Raw genomic sequence first — 22330 nt, 5'->3', positions numbered from 1 at the left:
TTCATGTTTGAGAATACAAGCGTGAAAGCCATTATATATGATCCTAACTCTGGAACAACCCAGTTAACACGCGAAATCAGGCGCATAGAGCGAGATATCTTGCGCATGGGAGCTTTGGTAGAACAATCCTTTCGCCTCAGCCACCAGGCGCTATTTGCCCGTGATTTAAAAGCAGCCGAGGAACTTCCCCATATAGATAAACAAATAGATCACTTCTACAAGCAAATAGAGTCAGATTGTGCGTCGATTATGACAATGCAAGCCCCTGTCGCTCAAGATTTGCGCTGTTTGAGTGCTTTTATGCAATTGGTGCGTGACCTAGAGCGAATAGGGGACTACGCTAAGGATTTAGCTGAAATTGCAGTTAAAATTTTTCCTTATCCGCCCCACCCTTCTTTACCAGAAATTGCCATGATGTCGCATCACGCTCAGGCAATGCTAGCAACTAGTTTGGTAGCTTTAGCAGATTTAGATGCAGCCGGTGGACGCAGTATCAAACAGTTAGATGATGCTGTAGATAGTGCTTACGAACATCTTTATCAAACTTTAGCTTATCAAAGAGATGTGCCTGGCGTAATTGAACCTATTTTGTTGCTGGTACTAGTAATACGCCATCTAGAACGCATGGCAGACCATGCTACTAATATTGGTCAACGAGTGGCATATATTGTCACAGGTCAGCGTCACTAGGAAATGCAAAAAGTAGAAAACAGGCAAGAGGCTTTGCCTCTGTTGCTTGTTTATTCATATCTCGCTTAATAGCTAAGATTTTTAACATAGACAATTAATAATTTACCATCAGTTAGTAAGCAAAAGTCAATTGTCGAGATAAGAAATTATTATATTTAACTAATTTCTTAATAAAAATTAACCAAAATTTATATATCAACTGACTTTCAATGGTAGTTAGTGACAAGCCTGTAGAGTTTTTAAACGCAAAGGGACGCAGAGTTTTTCTCAAACTGCCCATGAATAGTCTATCTGCGTTCATCCGCCTTCTGCCTCCTGCCTTCTTTACCAGAACAGTAACCGAAATCAATTGTAATCTAACTAACATTTCACAAAAAGCTTACCTATTCTTAAACTTTGACTACTAAATTAACAATGACCACTTAAAATGTTTGCCATCTAAACAGTGGCTTATGTGTAATTAACCAAACTGATGAGTATCACGCGTAGACATTTTTTGCTGTTAATGGGAGGTAGTGCAGGTGCAGTAGCACTAAATTCGTTGGGGGGATGTAATGTAAAGTTACCATCACAAAAGCCTGAATTTACATTTCAACCCATCAAAGGGCCGATACCCTTACTGACCGATGGCTTCAAACCAGAACAACAAAAAGAACAATACAGCACCTACGAAGTAGTAGATGATTTAGTCCTGCCAGAAGGCTATCAGTACCAGATTATTGCTGCTTGGGGTGATAAAGTTGGTGATTCTCGCTTTGGTTACAATAACGACTATCTTTCTTTTATCTCTATAGGCGAAAACGAAGGACTTCTGTCGGTTAACTTTGAATATATTAGTGCCATCCCTTGGATGCAAACTTACGAACAAGTCATCGGAAAACCGTTACCGTTTGCACAAGTGAAAGCAGCACTACAAAATAACTCATCCGGGAAGAATGAAATCAATGCTTTTGCTTTAGCGGATAATGACCCAATCAAAGCTCAAATTACGGAGATTTGTCAGGAAGCACTTCTAGATCAAGGACTTGGTGTGATTTCTGTACGGAAAACAACGGATGGTAAATGGGAACGTACTAATTCTCCAGCAGATAGAAGAATTTCTGGTATCTCCGGTTTAAATGATGGCAAATACTTAAAAGCAACTGGTCCTGCGGTAGCTGTATTTCGCAAGCAACAGGGACAGGGATATATTGATCAGTTAGGCGATCGCATTATTGGTACTTTTGGCAACTGTGCTGGTGGAACAACTCCTTGGGGTACAGTCCTCAGTGCAGAAGAAAATTTTCAAACCCAAGTCCCGGAAGCTGTATACTCTGATGGTACTTCTTTAGATCCCAGCAAACGTCCTTTTGCTTTAGGTGATGAGGAACTGTACGGACAGGGTAATGTTTTTGGGTTAGCTGGGAATAAATACGGTTGGATTGTAGAAATAGATCCCGCCAATCCTAATGACTATGGCACAAAACATACGTGGTTGGGACGCTATCGTCATGAAGCTGTAGGTGTGCGCGTCGAAGCAGGTAAACCATTGGCATTCTATTCAGGATGCGATCGCAGAGGAGGACACATTTACAAATTTGTCAGCCGCGACAAGGTTCAAGACCCCAAAAATAAAGCTAATTCTCAGCTATTGACTCAAGGCATACTCTATGCTGCCAAGTTTAACTCCGATGGTACTGGTCGTTGGATACCGTTAACAGCAGATACACCAATAGATCCAGACCTTCCTAGCAACATCGCAGGCAACCTAATTTTATTACCAAAAAGCCCCCAAGCAAAAACTGCTGAGAAAGCAGAAGGTGATTACTTAGCGATCGCCAAAGATCAAGAAATCGCTAAATATAAACAAAAGTTTCAGAATTTAGGTGATCTCTACAGTGGTAACACAGAAGAAAAACAAGGCGCTATCTTAATTGATGCTCACTACGCAGCCAATGCTGTCGGTGCAACTTGTACTGCTCGTCCAGAGGATACAGAGGTTGCAGCAAATGGAGATTTGTATATTAGCTTTACCTCTGGTTCTCCTGATCAAGAGGGTGGTCCAGATGTCAGAGTTTTCAAGGGTCCCAAAGGTGAAACTCCCTATGAGTATGGCTGGGTGATGCGTCTTACAGAAGATAGCAATGATCCCGCAGCAGTTACCTTTCGATGGCAGATGTTAGCCACTGGTGGAGAACCAGCTGCTGGTGCTATGGGTTTTGCCAATCCTGATAATTTGTTACTGGATAAAAATGGCAATATCTGGATGGTGACAGACATGTCCACAGGGAAAATGAATCAGTCTGTTAAAAATCGTACTGACAGTAATGGTAAAGCTACGGCTATTTCTGGTTTGTTTGGTAATAATGCCATCTGGTTAATCCCTACTCAGGGAGATGATGCAGGCAAGGCTTTTTTATTTGCTACTGGCCCTGTAGAGTGTGAAATCACAGGACCTTGTTTTACTGTTGACGAAAAATCAATGTTTATTTCTATACAGCATCCTGGAGAAGCAAATGGTATTCGTAAGAACCAAGTCCAAGAAAGCAGAGAATTCCTATTAATGACCACAACAGGTGAAGAATTTTTGCAAACTCGTCAAGTCCCTATTGGCTCCAATTGGCCCACAAAAAGCGCTGATGCACCTCCCAAACCAGCAGTTGTTGTCGTCACCAAAACCTCTAATAGTTGACAATAATTATCAATTATTTTAGACTGCAATAATAATTCACCAAGAATTAAGCAAATAGCTGCACATTTGGATTAGTATTACTGCATACTTGCAAGTTAAGCTTTTTAGTAATCTCTTTCTTTGGAAGTATCAAAACTACCTAAAAGTAGACACTATGGTACACCACCCACTCAGTAACCACTATTTATTAATATTCGATATGCTTTAAAATCCGCCAAAAATCTCTTACACCAAAGTCATATTCGCCCCTTGTGAATCAGCGATATTAGCATAAGCATGAGTCCAAAAAGCAACTCTTAGACTCATGTGACGATTTTGCCTTTTTCCAAGTCAAACAAGTGTTCCCTAGATTACAAAATTTTTCTACACCAGACATCTATCTTTTGGTTGAACTAATGGTCATCAACACTAACTTAGTTTTTCTCTAGATGACTTTAGCCACAAGTTCATAGCTTTGGCAAGTAATGTATGATACCGCAATTAAATTTGTTATCTATATTCACTCCTTTGAACTGATTAAAATCCTAACCCAACAACACCAATGATCTATTCCAGCAGTCACATACAAAATTCAATTGCATCACATAAGAGTAGCTTATCACCCAATTTCCCTCAACGCATCTTTACTCGCAGAGAAGTTATTCCACCACGTAACGACGTATTGTGGCGAATCGAGCGTGGAGCAGTACGTACCTTAACTTGGAGCGAAGATGGAACATTCATTACTCTGGGATATTGGGGAGCAGGAGATTTAATTGGTTATCCTCTTTCTAGAGTTAAGCCTTACCAAATAGAATGCTTAACCAGTGTGGAAGTGAGTGTAGTACCACCACATCATTGGAATCAAGATGTCAATGCTCTCATGATTCATATTCAACAAGCAGAGGAACTGTTAAGTATTGTCCATAGAAAACCGATCTCTCTGCGTTTGTGGCAATTTTTGGTTTGGCTAAGTGAAAAATTCGGTCGGGATGTAGAACAAGGCAAGTTGATTGAACTCAATGTTACTCATCAAGAGATGGCAGAAGTTTTAAATACAACAAGAGTAACAGTAACGCGCCTTCTCCAGCAATTCGAGGACGAGGGTAACTTGTTACGTCACAAACGCAGAATCATTTTACGTTTATCTAAAAATAGTAATTAAATAACAATTAAAAAAGGCGGTGAGTACTTGCGTTAATCACTGCCTCTTTTGGTAGAATTATTACTGAAAATCATGGTGATAATTCAAGTGAAAAAACGCTTTGAAGAAATATACCACGATTAACCCAGTAGGTGTGAGTGAGACTGAAACAAAATGACAAAACCATTGTGGAACGCCCTAAAGTTGAGCCCGCTTTTATTTGCTGCCACCTTGTTTGCAGCAAATAACGCCTTTGCAGCAGAAGTAAAGCAGGAAATCAATCAAGACGTGACTTCTGTAGCTCAGTTGTCCCAAGGATCTGCTGACAGCATCGGCCAGGTTACATCTGTTTCCCAGTTTTCCGACGTACAGCCTACAGACTGGGCATTCCAAGCCTTACAGTCTCTAGTTGAGCGGTATGGTTGTATTGCAGGTTACCCCAATGGTACTTATCGCGGTAACCGCCCCATGACCCGCTATGAATTTGCCGCAGGTTTGAATGCTTGTTTAGACCGGGTTAATGAACTAATTGCCACAGCAACAGCTGAATTGGTTACTAAGGAAGACTTGGCTACCCTACAACGTTTGCAAGAAGAGTTTTCTGCGGAACTAGCAACTTTGCGTGGTCGTGTAGATGCTTTGGAAGCTCGCACTGCTGAGTTGGAAGCAAACCAGTTTTCCACTACTACAAAGTTAGTCGGTGAAGCAATTTTTAATCTCGGCGCACCCTTTGGAGATGAAAGAGCCAACGGTACTGGGACCGATATAGATGACAATATTACTTTCTCAGACCGGGTTCGTTTAAGTTTGAACAGCAGTTTCACTGGTTCAGACCAATTGCAAATCCGTTTGCAGGCTGGCAATGTACCTAACTTTGGTTCTGCAACTGGTACTAACATGGCCCGCCTCTCCTTTGACAACAATACTGGCAACGACGTTGAAATCGATAAAATCAACTACGCTTTCAACCTCAGTGATGCGATTCGTGTCAAGGTAGATGCTAACAATGGTGAATTCTGGGAAAACATTCCTAACTTCTCTGAATTTGCTAGCTCCGCAAGAGGTGCTATTTCCCGTTATGGTCGCTTCAGCCCCATTTATCGCCAAGGTTCTGGTGGTGCAGGTATAACTGTTAGCTTCCGGCCTAAAGGATCAGCTTTCAATGCAGCTATAGGTTATCTAGCTGGCGGTAGTAATAACGTTGCTAGTGATCCCGCAAGCGGAGCTGGTTTATTTGATGGCAACTTTGCTGCCCTTGCTCAGGTTGGTTTCCAGCCAACTGGAGCGTTTAACGTTGGTCTGACTTACGCCCGTAGCTATCAAAATAATGTTGGTGGTGTTAACCTGTTTTCTTCTACAGGTAGCTCCAACGCTAGCCAACCATTTGGTAATGTTAGAACTTCTGCTAACCATTATGGCGCCCAAGTTAACTTCAAGCCCAGTTCTAAGCTGACTGTTGGCGGTTGGGTAGGCTTCAGTAACGCAGAAGCAAGGAGTGGTGCCAATAGAGGCGATAATGCCGATATTTTCTATTGGATGGCTAACGTAGCTTTTAAAGACTTTGGTAAAGAGGGTAACTTGCTCGGTCTTCAGTTTGGTCAACCACCCAAAGTCACTGATAATGATATAGGTGCTCGTGAAGATGATGACACTTCCTATCACCTAGAAGCACTCTACAGATACCAACTCACCGACAACATCTCTATTACTCCTGGTTTCCTAGCCATCTTCAACCCTGAGCATAACGACAACAACGATACTGTGTACGTTGGTACCCTTCGTACCACCTTCACTTTTTAATTAGTTGTTAGCTGGTTGTTTGTTGTTGGTTATTTCCTAACTTGCACCTCGCCCTGAGTACGCTTAAGCTAAAGCTTACTTTAGGTTTGAACCTTTGAAATTTATTTCTTGGCAGACGAAAAAGTAGGTGCAAGGTCTAAATCTATGTCAAATAACTAACAGCAATCAGCTGCTATATAATACTAAAAAATTGGCGTTGCATAATTTTGGGATGATAGCGGATAAAATCGCACCCCATCGATCCAAAAAATTTATCCCCGCGAAAGTGCGGGGTTTTTCATGACAATTAACCAAAGACTATTGACTAGTAAAATTGGATGGTGGGCGATCGCTACTCCAAGCCCACCAGACACAACCACATTGACAGTGGTAAAATTCTTGCCACTTGCGACGGTATTCTTCTGTAATTACGGGCGAACGGCGATTAATCCACACTTGTGTAGCTTCGAGACTGCTAGAGTGGCATGTCGGACAGCAAAACTCACGAGCGTGAATTGCTTTATTAGTCCATTCAGGTGGGATAGGAGCAAAAGCATCTATGGTCATTAGTCATTAGTCATTGGTCAAAAGTCAAGGCAATAAGAACTTTTATTAGACTAGGTATGTAAATATCCTAAGCATATACCAAAAAAATCATACAAGCCGATGGTAGCTCACGGCTGAGGAAATCCCAATCCCCGATTCCTATTCCCGGTCCTTGATCCCTAGTCTTATGGAGCCAACCCCCGAAATTCGTCGTTTGTTTGATATTATGCCTGCCTCTGGTCGTATCATGACCAAAATTCTGAGTAAACCCCAACAGGCAAAAGTAATTGATGTTTCCTTTCCTTTGCCTTGGAACCGCGAGCGACCAATATATATTAACTTCGATTTGTGGTGTCGGTTGCCGAAACAGCAACGGGATTTGATCATATTGCGCACAGTTTGCTGGCTAACAGGGGTAAGGTGGTTTAAACCAGATATTTATCAAGGTGTAGCCGTAGCTGGAATATTAGGCGCATTGGTAGAATTCTCACAAACAGATCCAGTGGGTGTTGTTGTTGCTGGTGGATTGACTACTCTGGCTATATATCGGATTACAGCTATCAACCGTTCTCAACAGTCCGAGTTAAACGCTGATGAAGCTGCTATCAACATAGCCCAACGTCGTGGTTACTCAGAAGTTGAAGCGGCGCAACATTTATTATCTGCGATTGAGACTGTCGCCAAAATAGAAGGACGTAGTGCATTAACTTTTTATGAATTAATTCGTTGCCAAAACTTACGAGCGATCGCTGGTTTGTCTTCGGTGGGTGTACCGAAGAAATTATGAATTATGAATTACGTCTGATGTGAATAGAAGAAGTAACATCAGCTTTTTTGGCAATTTCCTAGTTGATTTTGATTAACGAACACTCATGGAACACAGATAGATTATCGGTGTGCATCTGTGTTCGACTTCAAAAACAGGATTTTTACTATAGTTTTAATTCACATTAGGCGTGAATTATGAGTTATGAATTACAGTGATAAATTTTGTATTTGTAACCATTTACTGGTGGTAAAGTTTGGGTATCACAAACACAATTTTTGATTGCTTCTGGTTCAGCAGCATGAAAGTTTACTAACCATAAGTCAAGGGGACGGGGTAGGGTTTTTAAAACATTTTGGAGAGTATTAGAAGCATTAGTTTTTTTGTCTTTATGGGCTAAGAGGAATTTTGCAGACAGGGAATGAGAATTATGAAACTTGAATTCTCTGGCGACTCCCATCATTTCACCAATTTGTACATGAGTTTTTTGGGTAGTAGCGATTAGGACTGGTACTTTAGATGTATTTTGAATCAGTTCTACAAACAAGTCTGGGCGGTAATATTTTTGATAACCTAAATTACAAACAACTGTAATAGCACTGAGAAAACCCATTACCCAAATAATGATCACAGACATTTTTCCTGTTACTCCCCACCTGACTATTTTTTCTTGGAGAGTATTCCAACTAATTGCCAGACTTGCCCCGATTAATACCACTACCGCAGGAAAATATACAAAGTTATAACGAGCGCCTCTGGTCAGATCAATACCCAGAAAATAAGTGAAGCAAAAGAACAAAGCAATCGCCGCTACAACTACACCAGCAAACACTTGGGTGATCATCCGGCTTTGTGGTTTTTCTAGCTGAGTTCTAAAGCCATTAAACAAAATTGGTATTGCCCAAATAAAGAAGATAATCATTACTAACCCAGAAGCAATTACTACTGGAATTTCTGGTGATTCCACTGGTAGCAAAGAAATCATCGTAATCCATGCTGCCATAGCTTGAAAAATCGGACTAATCCAAGCAATGCCAATGCGATCGCCCTGAATCCAATTTGTTAATTTGTCACCATAAGCATTGTGTAAAAATGCTGGTATCCAAACTATACCTGCCATCAAAGTGCCAATAGCAACAGCATAAATGCGTTTCCAGGGGGGGGAGAGAAAGGAGGTGGGGTGATGGGGTGATGGGGAGTTTATGTCATCTTCATTGGTGATCTGTGTTCGTGGCGATCTGTTTTTTGGTCTCCACTGTTGACAAGCTAGAAAAGTTAGCACAACGGCTTCAGTAACTAGGGTGAGCACAAAAAAATAATGAGTTGCAACACCCAAAGCATTAATTCCAATCCAAGCCAAAACTAGCCAAATGGGTAACTGAGTGCGTTTTTGAATGTGATGTGTAGCAACTACTAGGCAAGCCAGAGAAGCAATTACCCACAAAATAGCTAAAGTATAGTGACGAGCTTCTTGAGCTAAAAAGATACCATAGGGTGAAATTGCCATGAACGCAGCAGCTAAATGACTCACCAGACGAGAACGAAAAGCCAGCCAACTTAAACCATAAATCGCAGGAATAGATATTGCTCCAAAAATAGCAGCAAGCGATCGCGCTCCCCATAATGAAACTAGATCTGCTTGTGTGGGAAACAACTTCAGCCACAGGTGAGTTAGCACAAAGTACAAAGGTGGATGATTGCTTTCACTGAATAAATGCGTCAATACATCTTGAATTGTTGCACCGCTTTGGGGTTGCAGTGGTTGTAATAAAGCATCGATTGCGATCGGTTGATTTAACGGTACTGGCAAAAAACTATTTCCCAGACTAAATACTAAAGTAGAAAATTCATCTGTCCAAGGAGATTTTGCCGTCAAATTGGTTAAGCGTAAACCCATACCGATCAACAGCCAAACCAAGAGCAAACAGGGGTGAAACCAACGGGGATATGCTGGAGCCGCCATCACATTAATATTGAATTTAAGTATCAGACGTAAAATTTTAAATTAAAGTTCAACTGAACATCCTACTAAATTCAACATCACCTAGACTGAATTTATGCTTTCGTTGCGATAAATCCGACTTGGGCTTGACTGAATTTGAATTCTCCATATCCATGAATAACTCTGACTTGAAAGCCAACTCTTTGCAATTGTTGTAAAATTTCAGAACCCCTAAAACGTCATAACCAGCTTGGGTGAGTGCTTTTGCCCAGATACCACTACCACATCCTAAATCAACTACTAGACCCTTATTTATACCTTTTTGATGCAAAATTTCCAATAAGCCTGGTGCAGATTCACTTGAGAAAGCACCAAAACCGACATCGTGAATGTAACCAAGATCCTCTTGATCACCTGCAAGTATACATAACATGACCAAGTACATACACTGGTCATACACACTTAGTTGCTTCAATTCCCAAAACAACTATTTAACTTGGGTAACACGCCAACTGAGTTTGAGGTTCACCCAAAAATTCCAAACAGTAGCAATAGCGATCGCAATCAAGTTAGCAACATAGCGGTTGCGAATCAGGAAATTAAACACCAAATTCAACACCAACACGTTTAACACCAGCCCCGCCAAACAAATAATGTTGAATTTCAAAAACCGCTTGCAGCGCTGACGCCATGAGTTCTGTTGCATCGCCACATCTGCAAAAGTCCAAGCATCATTCCACAAGAAATTATTAAAAATCGCAATTTCACCAGCAATAATTTTACTGCGAGTTAGGGGTAATCCTAAGGTAGTTGGATCACTGAGTAAGTAAAGCACCGCCATATCTACAAACACTCCACTCAGTCCCACTAAACCAAAACGCACGAATCGACCGACTGGGAAGTTTTGACTAAATTTCCCAATGTGTCCGGTGGAAAACTGTAAGCGCAACAAATGATGAATGTATTCTAGATATTGCTTCCAAGTAACTTTACTCTCACCTTGTTTACGTTCGCAAAAGACGTAACCAACTTCAGCGATTTGCTTGATTTGACCACGCCCGATCACCTCCAGCAATATTTTGTATCCTACGGGATTGAGAGTAACGTTCGCTATGCTCTGGCGACGCACCAGAAAATAACCACTCATGGGGTCTGAAACTCGACCAACTACGCTGGGCAGAATAATTAATCCTAACACTTGAGCCCCACGAGACAAAAAACGCCTGATTAAACTCCAACTGGAGACTCCCCCACCATCTATATGACGACTAGCGACTGCTAAATCTGCCCCCTTGATAATTGCATCTAATAGTTGTAAAAGCACATGGGGTGGATGTTGTAGGTCGCCATCTATCACCCCTAAAATAGTTCCTTTTGCTACTTGCCAACCCCGAATCACTGCTGAGGAAAGACCCCTCTCATCCTGACGCCGCATCACTTGTAATTGCGGGTATTTTTGTATCAAAGATTGTGCTATCTGCCATGTACCATCAGGACTATTATCATCTACTACTATCAATTCGTAGTTTCCAGGAATCCGCTCATCCAACAAGTTAGTTAATCTTTGGATAAGTTTTTCGATATTAGCAGCTTCGTTGTAAGTCGGAATAATCAACGAAAACCATACTAATTCTTGAGAAGGTGATTCTGGTATCTGTAATGTCCCTGATGGAACTGGTAACAATGAACTCGGTTGATTTATATTCATTCAGCAAAGGAGAGATTATTAAAAAGCAGCAACATTAGCATTTAGTGAGGGAGCTTATGTCGTTTATATTACTCTTTCTTGTATGAGTAAGATTGTTTATACTTGTTTAAATTTTCATTCAAGTCAATTTATACTATTTTAATTAGCAGCTATTATATAATAGCTAATTGGATTTGAAAAAATTTAAGCTTTGAGTTATTGACAAAAAGCTTAATTGATTGAACCGCCAAGACGCCAAGAACGCCAAGGTTTTTAGACTGTGCGTTCAGTTATAGTAGTTTACTAAAATGCGGATTTTATGAGAATATAGATAACACAAAATATTATCAATAGCCTTGTAAAAAAACAATTGAATTTTTGCATTCAAAACAATGCTTGCCAAGTTTTTAGCAATGAAATTTGTATTGCAGAGGAGATAAAATAAGTATTTTGAAGTCAATTAAGGTAATTTTTTTATCGACAAAATATAAAATTTGTATTACGGCGATTTAATTAAAGATAAAATTTTCATTTGCTATCATAAGTCTTCTACTGGCATAGCTTGTGTTTTATCAGAAAGTAAAATTTTATTATGATAGTCAATTTTCAATCAATCTAGTCTTTGAGAAAAGCGATACATAAGGTGATAGATAGCACAGTAGAAATGATTCTTGACCGTGCCTTGATGGGATACGACTTATCTCCTGAAGAGGGATTGGTATTATTACAACAGTCTGATGCAAGTTCAATTGCTGCTATTTGCACAACAGCAGACAAACTGCGTCACCGCCAAGCAGGCGACACAGTTACCTATGTGATCAATCGTAATATCAACTTTACTAATATCTGCGAACAGCACTGTAGTTTCTGCGCCTTCCGGCGAGATGCAGGTGACGAAGGTGCTTATTGGTTAGATTGGACAGCAATTTTGGAAAAAACAAAAGATGCTGTCAAGCGGGGTGCAACGGAAATTTGTATGCAAGGTGGATTGAATCCAGCAGCACAAATTAATGGTAAATCTTTGTTTTATTACCTCAAATTGGTAAAAACTATCAAACAGGAATTTCCTCATCTGCATCTACACGCTTTTTCTCCCCAAGAAGTACAGTTCATCGCTAGAACCGATGGACTTAGTTATGCTGAGGTAATTGCTGCTTTACGAGATGCTGGTGTGGGTTCAATGCCAGGAACAGCAGCTGAAGTATTAGATGATGAAGTACGACGTATCCTGTGTCCTGAAAAGATTAACACAGCAACTTGGTTAGAAATTGTGAGTACAGCTCATAAATTGGGTTTACATACCACTAGCACCATGCTGTCGGGACATATAGAGAATCCAACACAACAAATTCAGCATTTAGAAAAATTGCGATCGCTCCAAAAAACTGCTGTCAATAAAGAATATCCAGCCCGAATAACCGAGTTTATTTTACTACCATTTGTTGGACAAGAAGCACCCAAACCCCTACGCCGACGTGTCGGTCGCGATCAGCCTGTGTTAAAAGACGCACTTTTACTTACCGCCGTCGCGAGGATTTTTTTAGGAAATTGGATTCCTAACCATCAACCAAGTTGGGTCAAATTGGGTCTTCCAGGAGCAATTGCAGCTCTAAATTGGGGCTGTAACGATATTGGTGGTACATTAATGGAAGAACACATAACCACAATGGCAGGAGCCATTGGGGGTACATGCATGGAAGTTGAAACCTTGCAAAGTGCGATCGCTTCTCTGGGAAGACCTTATCAACAACGGGATACTCTTTATCACAGAGTTAGTTGTTAGTGGTTAGTTGTTAGGAATCAGTGAACAGTGAGTACTAGCAGCCGCAGTGAGTAATAGAATTTGCTCACTGATAACTGAAACTGATAACTGAACAACACTCTCCCCAGATCCAGAATGATCCCCATGATACCAATCCAGGATAGTATGGACGTTGATTTACGTATAGTTTCACATCAATGATTATGAAGCGCTATTGGTCACGTCTGCTTGCTCTGGTCTTAGTTGTAGCTATTGGCCTAATGGGTTGTTCCGGTAGTCCAGATGGTTTGTCTGGCGATTATCGCCAGGACACATTGACTGTACTCAATACTTTAAGACATACCCTAGAGTTACCAGACGATTCACCAGAAAAAGCAGCAGCGCAAGCACAAGCGCGTCAACAAATAAATACTTTTGCAGCTCGTTATCAACGGGATAATTCTGTGGCAGGTTTGGGTTCTTTTACAACCATGCGAACTGCCCTTAATTCCCTTGCTGGACACTACAGTTCCTATCCCAATCGTCCTGTACCGAAAAAGCTCAAAGATCGTCTAGAAATGGAATTTAAGCAGGTCGAAATGTCACTACAGCGTGGGGCGTAATTGTCTGTTACAGAGAAACCGTTGAGAGTCTCTAGGTTTTTGCCAGGAGATGAAAACGAGTTTTGATACAGAGATTTGTCAAGGTAGCGACTGCTGTTCAAGAGTCAAGAGTTTTTATTGGCGTACATTGACAATTGACTCTTGAAACTTAACTATTGTTAAACTTGATGCATAGTGATCTCTGTGATGCCACTTAGTACTTCTCAGTTAAAGGAGAAAGGGAAAAGGGCAAGGGATGGAAATAACACTCCTACTCCTTCACCTTTTCCCAGACACAGATGAAAATTAAGTGTGCTTATCCAAGAAATATTGAAATGTCACTGTATTGATATTAATGATCAAGCTACTAGCAACATCATTGGGACTTAATGTGATAATTTTTGATCACTCAACTAAATCAAAAATGCGGCAACAGAAATGAGGTTTTGAGAGTCAGTCAAAACTAGGCTGCAAAGCCTCAGAACTAAGCTTGGAATTTTATACACTTTTCCCAAATCATCTGAAATTTGGGACAAATGATTATTTTGTCATGTTATTGCTAAGTTATGTTTAACCGTCCCCTGAATGTTGCAAAACCAATATTCTTTTGGCGGCGTCTTTTCGCTGCGATTTTCAGCAGTAGTATGCTGATGTCATATTTTGGCAATCAGTCTGCACAAGCACAGGAAGTCAACCAATATTGCCAAATATCAGCAGCACAAGCGCAAGCAAAAGAAAAATTACGTTTGTCAGCCCTGCAAGGCGATCAACAAGCGCAAAACCAGTACCAAGAACTCGTACGCCAACACAAACAAGCTGTACAAGAATGCCGAAATCGCAACTGGCCACAAGTGCAAGCAATCTGGTTGCGTTTGTATCCCTGCGATATTCAGCCGGGCGAAATCGACAGAATCATGGATCGAATAGTCAATCGGGGCTATAACCAAGTTTATTTGGAAGCATTTTACGATGGACAGGTATTATTACCAGCAGCCAATAATCCTACAGTATGGCCTTCTGTAATTCGCACACCAGGGGCAGAAAATACTGATTTACTATTGAGGGCAATTCAAAAAGGACAAGAACGGGGTTTAAAAGTCTACGCCTGGATGTTTACGACTAATTTTGGCTACACATATGCCCAGCGTCGTGACAGAGAAGGAGCGATCGCTCGCAATGGCAAAGGTCAAACGAGCTTATATGTTGTAGATGACGCTTCTCAAGTATTTATTGACCCCTACAACCTACAAGCAAAGCGTGACTATTACCAGATGGTACAAGAAATTTTACGCCGTCGTCCCGATGGAATACTGTTTGATTATGTACGCTATCCACGACAAGCAGGGGCTGATTCTATAGCCACTAAAGTTACAGATTTGTGGTTATACAGTGAAGCTACTCAACAAGCGTTATTTCAACGGGCGCAAAATAATAAAGGCTTAGAATTAATTCGCCGCTTTTTGAGTAAAGGATACGTGACAGCAGGAGATATCAGTGAAGTTGATAAACTCTACCCCCAAGAAGGAGAACCAATGTGGCAAGGGCGTACACCACCGCCACCGCCACCAATAGAACCACCATCACCAATAGGACAAAAAGCTGTCGCTGCCGTAATTCCTCCCGTACAAAGACAACCAATCCTCCAATCAGAATTATGGCAGCTCTCTGTTGCCCACGCCATGCAGGGTATTCTGGATTTTGTCAATCTAGCTGCTTACCCAGCCCAAAAGCTTGGTATTCCCGCAGGGGTAGTATTTTTTCCTGATGGTAACCAAACTGTCGGAAAAGGTTATGATTCTCGCTTACAGCCTTGGGATAGGTTTCCCAGTTCCTTAGAATGGCATCCGATGTCTTATGCAAACTGCGGCAATGCCACTTGTATCGCAGCACAAGTACAACGAGTTTTAAGCATGGCTAAACCAGGTACTAAGGTAATTCCTGCGATCGCTGGTCAATGGGGTAAGAATGTTAACGGTCGCCCATCACTAGACACACAAATGCAAGCAATAAGACCATTTGCTTCCCAACTAACAGGGGTAAGCCATTTTGCCTATTCTTGGCAAGATCCAGAACACGACCAACAACGGAAATTCTGTCGGGTGAAGTGATTGGGGATTGGGGAGGTCGGGAGATGGGGAGACAAGGGAGACAAGGAAGCAAATTAACAACCAACAACTAACCACTAACCACTAACAACCAACAACTAACTTTGTTTCTGTACAAATAGCATGTAAAGGTTTGTCCCACGGGTCTATTGGTAATTCGGGTAAATAAGCAAAATCAAAGACAATGCCAATAGCGGATTTATTTGCCCACTCAGGTGCAGCAAGCAAGCGATCGTAATATCCCCCACCGTAGCCCAAGCGATAGCCTTGTTGGTTACAGGCAACACAAGGTATAAGGATTAAATCTACTTGCTCATAGCTTATAATTGGAGCGTTGGCATAAGGTTCCGGAATGCCATAACACCCAATTTCTACTGCCTCATTGGGTGTCCATTGATGCCAGAATAAGGAATCACCGACACAGCGAGGCATTCCCCATATTTTGGTAGGGGTATTTTCCAATAAGGGACTTAAATCAGGTTCTTGACGAAAGCTGAAATAAGCAAGTACTGTTTTTGCCTGGGTAAACTGTGGTGAACTTAAAAGGTTAGTGCAAATGCGATCGCTTTTTTGTTTCCATTGTGCGACTGACATTGATTGACGTTGTTTAAGAAGCGATCGGCGTAGCTGTGTTTTATCCATTAAATAATTTATAAAAAATAACCACAAAAACACCAAGGCAAAATTCTTTGTGTCTTAGTGTCTTGGTGGTTCTATTATGCTTAATTCAACTCAGACTGAACTTACGCAGCGTTTTGACGCCACCATTCAATGGTATTTTTCAACCCTTGCTTGAAATCCACCTGAGCAGCAAAACCAAAGGCTTGTTTTGCCCTTTCGGTATCCAAACAACGGCGGGGTTGACCGTTAGGTTTGTCGGTTTCCCAAACAATTTCACCTTCGTACCCCATCAATTCACAAATTAAGCTAATCAAATCACGAATGGAGATTTCGTAACCAGTTCCCAGGTTCACGGGTTCTGGGTCGTTATAGTATTGCGTACCCATGACAATACCCCGCGCTGCATCTTCTGAATAGAGAAACTCGCGGGTAGGACTACCGTCACCCCAAACAGGGATTTGCTTTTCTCCCTTAATTTGGGCTTCGTAAACTTTGCGAATTAAAGCTGGGATAACATGGGAGCTTCTGGGATCAAAGTTATCTTCTGGACCGTACAAATTCACTGGCAAAAGATAAATGCCGTTAAAGCCATACTGTTGGCGATAAGCTTGCAGTTGGACTAAAAGGGCTTTTTTGGCTATGCCGTAGGGAGCATTAGTTTCCTCTGGGTAGCCATTCCATAGGTCATCCTCTTTGAATGGCACTGGGGTAAATTTGGGATAGGCGCAAATAGTACCCACGCAAACGAATTTTTCTACGCCAGCTTGATAGGCAGCATGAATTAGCTGGGTTCCCATCATCAAGTTGTCGTAAAATAACTCGGCGGGTTTTTCTCGATTGAGACCAATACCGCCGACATGGGCTGCTAAGTGAATGACAATATCTTGTTGATCAACTGCACGCTGGCAGTTTTCCATCAGGCGTAAATCACAATCACGCGATCGCGGTAATGTAATTTTTTCTGGGTTGGCTCCAGCTTTGTATAACTGGTTGACTACCTGACGTCCCAGAAAACCAGTACCTCCAGTTACAAGAATGCGTTTATCTTTGAGTTCCAAGGCATTCATCTTTTGTCCTCGTGGATCTTGTTCACAGATGCAGCACCCCTACTTCTTGCCGAATCATGGCATTATCCATAATTGTGTTTGCTAATTTCCCGTTGGGAGAAGTCAAACCTAAAGCTTGTAAGTCTGCTTCTACCATCAAGGAAACTAGTTCCTCAAATGTTACTGAAGGCTTCCAGCCCAATTTTTGTTGCGCTTTTGTCGGATCACCTATCAACAAGTCTACTTCTGCTGGACGGAGATAGCGTGGGTCAAATTCCACATGATCTTGCCAATTGAGATTTACATAACCAAACGCCAGTTCTAGGAACTCTCGGACTGTATGGGTTTCCCCAGTGGCAATTACATAGTCGTCAGGTTCGTCTTGCTGCAACATCATCCACATTGCTTTGACGTAATCTTTGGCATAACCCCAATCCCGCTTGGCATCCAGATTACCCATATATAGTTTTTTCTGTCTACCAGCAAAAATGCGGGCCACTGCCATCGTTATTTTACGTGTGACAAAGGTTTCACCCCGTCTTGGTGATTCATGGTTAAAAAGAATACCGTTACAAGCGAATAAGCCGTAAGATTCCCGGTAGTTTACCGTTTGCCAGTGGGCATAAACCTTAGCACAGGCATAGGGACTGCGGGGATAAAAAGGTGTAGTTTCCTTTTGGGGTACTTCTTGTACCAAACCAAACATTTCTGAAGAGCCAGCCTGGTAGAAGCGCACCTGAATACCTGTACGGCCTTGATAGTCGCGGATTGCTTCTAAAAGACGCAGTGTTCCCATTCCCACTGCATCAACTGTATACTCTGGTGCATCAAAGCTGACCCTTACATGGGATTGAGCGCCCAAATTGTAAATTTCTGTTGGCTGGACTTCTTCTAAGATGCGGCGCAGTGTAGTACCGTCTGTTAGATCCCCATAGTGAAGAAATAACCGCACTCCCTCTTTATGAGGGTCTTCATAAATATGATCAATGCGGTCTGTGTTGAAGGTGGAAGTCCGGCGAATAATGCCATGAACTTCGTAACCTTGTTCGAGTAAAAATTCACTTAGGTAGGAACCATCTTGACCGGTAATACCAGTAATCAACGCTCGCTTTTGTTGCGTCATGCTCAATTATCCCTTGTCGTTTCTGATGATTATTGATACAGGCGACCTGGTACAACTTAGCAATAATTTGCTTAATTGACCAATGGGAAACCTACGAGTTTCCTTGCTTCTATGTTAGTTAACCTCAGTAAATATGCTGATTTTAAATCATTTTCAGGTACTTTTGTAATCAAAACAGATAAATTTGTTGATACTGTCTATTTTTTCTAAAACCTTTTACTAAAAGTTTATATATTTTTTGAATTGCAAAGAATTTATAAAGCTTAAATAATAGAGATAATTTTAAGTGACAACTACATTGATTTTTTGACTAAATATTTTTTGCTAATTGATTATAAATATAAACTATCCTACTTTTAAATACAATTTTTCTATCATACCAAATTGTAACAGTTAGCATTGTTTTAAATTCCACGAATAGTCCTTTAGCAAAGAATCCCAATCTAAAATCCATCTTCAAAAGCTTTAGCAGAGGTTTCATCTGCTCAAACTTTTTGCAAAATCCAAAATTGGTATGAGTCATCTTTATTTTGCATTTGGGGCATTAACTGCCCCACAAAATCAGGGTGTGCTAATTTTTCAGTAAGCTCCGTTATCTTTAGGCATGATTACCACACGAATCGTTTTCAAAACTATCCATAGATCGAGCCAAAAGTTCCTAAATTTTACATAATGCAGGTCTATTTGGACTCGTCGAGGGTAAGGAATGTCATTGCGACCAGAGACTTGCCATAATCCAGTTATTCCAGGTCGGATAGTTAAAATCTGATCAATGTAATAACCGTATTTTGGTAATTCTTCCGCAACTAATGGTCGTGGACCGACAACACTCATATCCCCTTTGAGAACGTTCCAAAATTGAGGAAATTCGTCCAGACTGGTAATTCGTAAAAATTTACCGATCGTTGTAATCCGGGGGTCGTGTTTGAGCTTGAAATTGTTTTCAAACTCTTGCCGCAACTCTGGTGATGTATCCATCATTTGCATGAGTATTTCGTCAGCATTCGTCACCATTGTGCGGAATTTTATACAATTGAAAGGCTTGTAGTTTTTACCAACCCGTTCTTGAACATAAAAAATTGGGCCTTCCGAGCTTAAAGCAATCAACAAGGCCAAAATTAAATAAACGGGAGAAAACAAAATTAATACAGAAAGCGAAAAGACAATATCAAATAGTCGTTTAGCAAACTCTCCGTTGAGAACCTGAAAAGACAGACCTCTAGGCTTTATTCTAGGCGTCTTTGCTGGTTGACCGCGTTTTAAGAACGTACGCGATCGCCCAATCAACGTTAATCTGGCTTCACCAGATGGTGAACGTCTTTCAGGCAAAGAGGGGCTGTCTGTGAAAGAACGCCCCGTCCCGGATGCGCTACGTGAGCGCTTGCCGGAGAGGAGTGAGCTCTGGGCAGTCATCATACTCCTTAATAATCCACACCACACATAGTCCCAATCTTAAAGCTAAACGCAGGTGCTTCTGGGAGCAATTTTCCAAAAGCTTCTGCAAAAATCAGACCTCACATACACTTGGAGAATTTTTTTTCGATGCACGTCTGTAAAAATTCTAAGTAACGTTGGGCAAATATTTGACTTTTAAATTGCTCGGCGTGTGATCGAACATATTCGGGAATAAATTTGCTGTAAGAGACTTCTAAAGTTTCTATAGCTCCGATTAAGGATGCTTCTTTTTGTTCCTCAAACAATATACCCGTTCCTGTTTCTCCCCAGGTGCGGATATCCCTTACCGTTTCTTTAGCGCCACCAGCGTCATAGGCAATTACTGGTGTGCCACAAGCTTGTGCTTCTACTAAGGCAATGCCAAAATCTTCACAAGCTGCATATACAAAACCTTTAGCATGAGCCATATATTGTTTGACAACCTCATCAGGTTGCCACCCAAGAATTTGTATATTTGGATTTGCTATTTTACGAATTTTTTTCATTTCTGGACCTGTGCCTATTACTACTAATTTTTTTTGCATTTGGTTAAAAGCGCTGACAATTAGAGATACTTGTTTGTAACTAACTAATCGGGAAACAGTTAAATAGAAGTCTTGTTTGTCAGGAGAAAAAGAAAAATTTTCAATATTCACAGGTGGATAAATAACAGTTGCTTCCCGTCGGTAGCAACGCCAAATGCGACGAGCTGTATGGTAAGAATTAGCAATAAAATAATCAACACGATTTGCACTTAGCACGTCCCACATGCGTAATTGATGTAATAAATATCGCGTCACCCAACCGGGTAAACCGTTACCAAGTTTGCTTTGACGCAGATAATCAAACGTTAAGTCCCAAGCGTAGCGCATGGGACTGTGGCAGTAGCAAATATGTAACTGTTCAGGAGAAGTTAGAACTCCTTTAGCAACAGCATGGGATGAAGAAAGAACAACATCATACTCACGTAAATCGAGTTGTTCAATTGCTAAAGGCAAAAAAGGTAGGTATTTTTGTATACCTTTTTCGGCAAAGGGGAAGTGTTGGAGAAACGTCGTGCCAATTTGACGTTTATATAAATAACTTTCTGGGTTACGAGATTCAAAATCGATGAGGGCATATAAGTCCGCATCAATGTAGTTCAGAATTTCCCGCACAACTAGTTCTGAACCGCCAGTGGCTTTAGGTGTTAGCCACTCATGCACCAAAGCATATTTCAAGGGCACAGCTAACTTTAATTAGTAGGTAGAAAACGACACACGCAAATTATGAGGTTAACTGAAAAGTTTCCCGTTGTCATTGAAAATGGGAAATGCCCCATATCCAATCAAGGACGTTATCTTCTCAAAATAGGTTCCACAAGCTGATAATCTCAGATCAGGGATTAGGGATTGGGGAGAAGACAAAGGGAAAGTGTCCGACCTGTCCCTAGCCCCCAAAATGACAACTGACAGAAAAATTGGGGATTTATGCGAATTCTAATTGTGGGTGGTACTCGATTCATTGGCGTCTACCTAACTCAACTGCTGGTACAGCAGGGACACGAGGTAGTACTTTTCAATCGTGGGAATCGTCCGCTACCAGTTGAGGGTATAGGACAAATTACAGGCGATCGCACTGACGCCACCCAATTAAAAGAAAAACTTTCTAAAGAGAATTTTGATGCCATTTTTGACAATAACGGACGGGAACTTACTGATACTCAACCACTTGCAGAAATTTTTCAAGACCGCGTGCAAAATTTTATCTACATGAGTTCTGCTGGAGTGTACCTCAAATCAGACCAAATGCCTCATATTGAAGGTGATGCAGTTGATCCGAAAAGTCGCCACAAGGGTAAGCATGAAACAGAAGCTTACCTAATACAACAAGGAATTCCCTTTACCTCTATTCGTCCCACTTACATTTATGGGCCAAAGAACTATAACGATTTGGAAGCTTGGTTTTTTGACAGAATTGTGCGCGATCGCCCGATTCCCATCCCTGGAAATGGCTTACACATCACCCAGCTAGGCCATGTCAAAGACTTAGCAACGGCAATGACCAAAGTTTTGGGTAATTCTCAAGCACTCAGACAAATTTATAATGTTTCAGGCGATCGCTTTGTCACTTTTGATGGTTTAGCGCGTGCTTGTGCTGTAGCGGCTGGTAAATCACCAGATGAAATCAAAATCGTCCATTACGACCCGAAAAAGTTTGATTTCGGCAAGCGTAAAGCTTTTCCTTTAAGAATACAGCACTTTTTTGCTTCAGTAAATAAAGCCATGACAGAATTAGATTGGCAACCTGAGTATGATCTAATTTCTGGGCTGCAAGACTCCTTCGGGAATGATTATTTGGTGTCAGGACGGGACAAGGCAGAAATCGATTTTTCTGTGGATGAGGAAATTTTGCAAACTATATAGTTCATAGCTTTCGTTCGAGGGGTGCGATCGCGTTGTTCTTCTAAAATCT

General features: G+C 41.2%; 18 protein-coding genes. 9 read left to right on the top strand and 9 right to left on the bottom strand.

Features of this window, described 5'->3' with window-relative positions; all coding sequences use genetic code 11:
* Positions 1-3 precede the first annotated feature (3 nt).
* The 4 genes from phoU (at position 4) to UYK_RS0118895 (ending at position 6284) form a co-directional block, all read left to right on the top strand.
* Positions 4-690: a phosphate signaling complex protein PhoU gene (gene phoU / locus UYK_RS0118915; RefSeq protein ID WP_016871960.1), complete on the top strand. Its 687-nt coding sequence runs from the start codon at positions 4-6 to the stop codon at positions 688-690.
* 472 nt (positions 691-1162) lie between these two features.
* Positions 1163-3361: a PhoX family protein gene (locus UYK_RS0118905; RefSeq protein WP_009454007.1), complete on the top strand. Its 2199-nt coding sequence runs from the start codon at positions 1163-1165 to the stop codon at positions 3359-3361.
* Between the two features lie 541 nt (positions 3362-3902).
* Positions 3903-4505: a Crp/Fnr family transcriptional regulator gene (locus UYK_RS0118900; RefSeq protein WP_009454006.1), complete on the top strand. Its 603-nt coding sequence runs from the start codon at positions 3903-3905 to the stop codon at positions 4503-4505.
* A 153-nt stretch (positions 4506-4658) separates the two neighbouring features.
* Positions 4659-6284 carry an iron uptake porin gene (locus UYK_RS0118895; RefSeq protein ID WP_016871958.1) on the top strand — a complete coding sequence of 542 codons (1626 nt, stop codon included), beginning with the start codon at positions 4659-4661 and terminating at the stop codon, positions 6282-6284.
* 297 nt (positions 6285-6581) lie between these two features.
* Here the strand turns inward: UYK_RS0118895 and UYK_RS0118890 are convergent, their stop codons facing one another.
* Positions 6582-6830, bottom strand: a complete 249-nt coding sequence (locus UYK_RS0118890; protein ID WP_009454004.1) for a hypothetical protein — start codon at positions 6828-6830, stop codon at positions 6582-6584.
* Positions 6831-6996: 166 nt separating this feature from the next.
* Here UYK_RS0118890 and UYK_RS0118885 point away from each other — a divergent pair, with 166 nt between their 5' ends.
* On the top strand, positions 6997-7596 hold the full coding sequence (locus UYK_RS0118885; RefSeq protein WP_009453998.1) for a DUF3318 domain-containing protein: 600 nt from the start codon (positions 6997-6999) through the stop codon (positions 7594-7596).
* A 181-nt stretch (positions 7597-7777) separates the two neighbouring features.
* On the opposite strand, the gene UYK_RS0118880 is transcribed toward UYK_RS0118885, so the two are convergent.
* Genes UYK_RS0118880 through UYK_RS0118870 form a run of 3 tightly spaced genes read right to left on the bottom strand, consistent with a single transcriptional unit; the run spans position 7778 to position 11225 of the window.
* A complete protein-coding gene (locus UYK_RS0118880) occupies positions 7778-9538 on the bottom strand; it encodes a glycosyltransferase family 39 protein (RefSeq protein ID WP_016871957.1) in 1761 nt (586 codons plus the stop codon).
* Positions 9539-9587: 49 nt separating this feature from the next.
* Positions 9588-9950, bottom strand: coding sequence for a class I SAM-dependent methyltransferase (locus UYK_RS0118875; protein ID WP_009453994.1), 363 nt, complete (start codon positions 9948-9950; stop codon positions 9588-9590).
* 54 nt (positions 9951-10004) lie between these two features.
* Positions 10005-11225: a glycosyltransferase gene (locus UYK_RS0118870; protein WP_009453984.1), complete on the bottom strand. Its 1221-nt coding sequence runs from the start codon at positions 11223-11225 to the stop codon at positions 10005-10007.
* Positions 11226-11847: 622 nt separating this feature from the next.
* Between UYK_RS0118870 and cofH the strand changes: the two genes are divergently transcribed.
* The 3 genes from cofH (at position 11848) to UYK_RS0118855 (ending at position 15655) form a co-directional block, all read left to right on the top strand.
* Positions 11848-12987 (top strand): 7,8-didemethyl-8-hydroxy-5-deazariboflavin synthase subunit CofH, encoded by a 1140-nt coding sequence (gene cofH / locus UYK_RS0118865; RefSeq protein ID WP_016871955.1) that lies wholly within the window; start codon positions 11848-11850, stop codon positions 12985-12987.
* A gap of 182 nt (positions 12988-13169) precedes the next feature.
* A complete protein-coding gene (gene psb27 / locus UYK_RS0118860) occupies positions 13170-13568 on the top strand; it encodes a photosystem II protein Psb27 (RefSeq protein WP_016871954.1) in 399 nt (132 codons plus the stop codon).
* Positions 13569-14113: 545 nt separating this feature from the next.
* Positions 14114-15655, top strand: coding sequence for a family 10 glycosylhydrolase (locus UYK_RS0118855; protein WP_009453978.1), 1542 nt, complete (start codon positions 14114-14116; stop codon positions 15653-15655).
* Between the two features lie 81 nt (positions 15656-15736).
* Here the strand turns inward: UYK_RS0118855 and UYK_RS0118850 are convergent, their stop codons facing one another.
* From UYK_RS0118850 to UYK_RS0118825, 5 genes are all read right to left on the bottom strand, one after another.
* Positions 15737-16294 carry a 5-formyltetrahydrofolate cyclo-ligase gene (locus UYK_RS0118850; RefSeq protein ID WP_009453977.1) on the bottom strand — a complete coding sequence of 186 codons (558 nt, stop codon included), beginning with the start codon at positions 16292-16294 and terminating at the stop codon, positions 15737-15739.
* Between the two features lie 101 nt (positions 16295-16395).
* The gene (locus UYK_RS0118845; protein ID WP_009453976.1) at positions 16396-17340 is read right to left on the bottom strand and encodes a GDP-L-fucose synthase family protein; all 945 of its coding nucleotides are present in this window, start codon (positions 17338-17340) and stop codon (positions 16396-16398) included.
* 22 nt (positions 17341-17362) lie between these two features.
* Positions 17363-18442 carry a GDP-mannose 4,6-dehydratase gene (gene gmd / locus UYK_RS0118840; RefSeq protein ID WP_009453974.1) on the bottom strand — a complete coding sequence of 360 codons (1080 nt, stop codon included), beginning with the start codon at positions 18440-18442 and terminating at the stop codon, positions 17363-17365.
* A 579-nt stretch (positions 18443-19021) separates the two neighbouring features.
* On the bottom strand, positions 19022-19855 hold the full coding sequence (locus UYK_RS0118830; RefSeq protein ID WP_009453972.1) for an undecaprenyl-phosphate galactose phosphotransferase family protein: 834 nt from the start codon (positions 19853-19855) through the stop codon (positions 19022-19024).
* A gap of 101 nt (positions 19856-19956) precedes the next feature.
* The gene (locus UYK_RS0118825; RefSeq protein ID WP_009453970.1) at positions 19957-21102 is read right to left on the bottom strand and encodes a glycosyltransferase; all 1146 of its coding nucleotides are present in this window, start codon (positions 21100-21102) and stop codon (positions 19957-19959) included.
* Between the two features lie 243 nt (positions 21103-21345).
* On the opposite strand from UYK_RS0118825, the gene UYK_RS0118820 reads away from it, so the two are divergent.
* Positions 21346-22281 (top strand): NAD-dependent epimerase/dehydratase family protein, encoded by a 936-nt coding sequence (locus UYK_RS0118820; protein WP_009453963.1) that lies wholly within the window; start codon positions 21346-21348, stop codon positions 22279-22281.
* The last annotated feature ends 49 nt before the right edge of the window (positions 22282-22330 follow it).

It is taken from the genome of Fischerella thermalis PCC 7521 (assembly GCF_000317225.1).
GTDB classification, from domain to species: domain Bacteria; phylum Cyanobacteriota; class Cyanobacteriia; order Cyanobacteriales; family Nostocaceae; genus Fischerella; species Fischerella thermalis.
This window is presented reverse-complemented; position numbering and strand designations above follow the sequence as displayed.

Excerpts from the sequence above, each read along its gene's own strand:
- phoU (WP_016871960.1), top strand. The coding sequence starts at position 4 with ATGTTTGAGAATACAAGCGTGAAAGCCATTATATATGATCCTAACTCT.
- UYK_RS0118855 (WP_009453978.1), top strand. The coding sequence starts at position 14,114 with ATGTTTAACCGTCCCCTGAATGTTGCAAAACCAATATTCTTTTGGCGG.
- UYK_RS0118845 (WP_009453976.1), bottom strand. The coding sequence starts at position 17,340 with ATGAATGCCTTGGAACTCAAAGATAAACGCATTCTTGTAACTGGAGGT.
- UYK_RS0118885 (WP_009453998.1), top strand. The coding sequence starts at position 6,997 with ATGGAGCCAACCCCCGAAATTCGTCGTTTGTTTGATATTATGCCTGCC.
- UYK_RS0118850 (WP_009453977.1), bottom strand. The coding sequence starts at position 16,294 with ATGGATAAAACACAGCTACGCCGATCGCTTCTTAAACAACGTCAATCA.
- UYK_RS0118830 (WP_009453972.1), bottom strand. The coding sequence starts at position 19,855 with ATGACTGCCCAGAGCTCACTCCTCTCCGGCAAGCGCTCACGTAGCGCA.
- psb27 (WP_016871954.1), top strand. The coding sequence starts at position 13,170 with ATGAAGCGCTATTGGTCACGTCTGCTTGCTCTGGTCTTAGTTGTAGCT.
- UYK_RS0118880 (WP_016871957.1), bottom strand. The coding sequence starts at position 9,538 with ATGGCGGCTCCAGCATATCCCCGTTGGTTTCACCCCTGTTTGCTCTTG.
- UYK_RS0118900 (WP_009454006.1), top strand. The coding sequence starts at position 3,903 with ATGATCTATTCCAGCAGTCACATACAAAATTCAATTGCATCACATAAG.
- UYK_RS0118870 (WP_009453984.1), bottom strand. The coding sequence starts at position 11,225 with ATGAATATAAATCAACCGAGTTCATTGTTACCAGTTCCATCAGGGACA.
- UYK_RS0118820 (WP_009453963.1), top strand. The coding sequence starts at position 21,346 with ATGCGAATTCTAATTGTGGGTGGTACTCGATTCATTGGCGTCTACCTA.
- UYK_RS0118875 (WP_009453994.1), bottom strand. The coding sequence starts at position 9,950 with ATGTTATGTATACTTGCAGGTGATCAAGAGGATCTTGGTTACATTCAC.
- UYK_RS0118905 (WP_009454007.1), top strand. The coding sequence starts at position 1,163 with ATGAGTATCACGCGTAGACATTTTTTGCTGTTAATGGGAGGTAGTGCA.
- UYK_RS0118895 (WP_016871958.1), top strand. The coding sequence starts at position 4,659 with ATGACAAAACCATTGTGGAACGCCCTAAAGTTGAGCCCGCTTTTATTT.
- UYK_RS0118890 (WP_009454004.1), bottom strand. The coding sequence starts at position 6,830 with ATGACCATAGATGCTTTTGCTCCTATCCCACCTGAATGGACTAATAAA.
- gmd (WP_009453974.1), bottom strand. The coding sequence starts at position 18,442 with ATGACGCAACAAAAGCGAGCGTTGATTACTGGTATTACCGGTCAAGAT.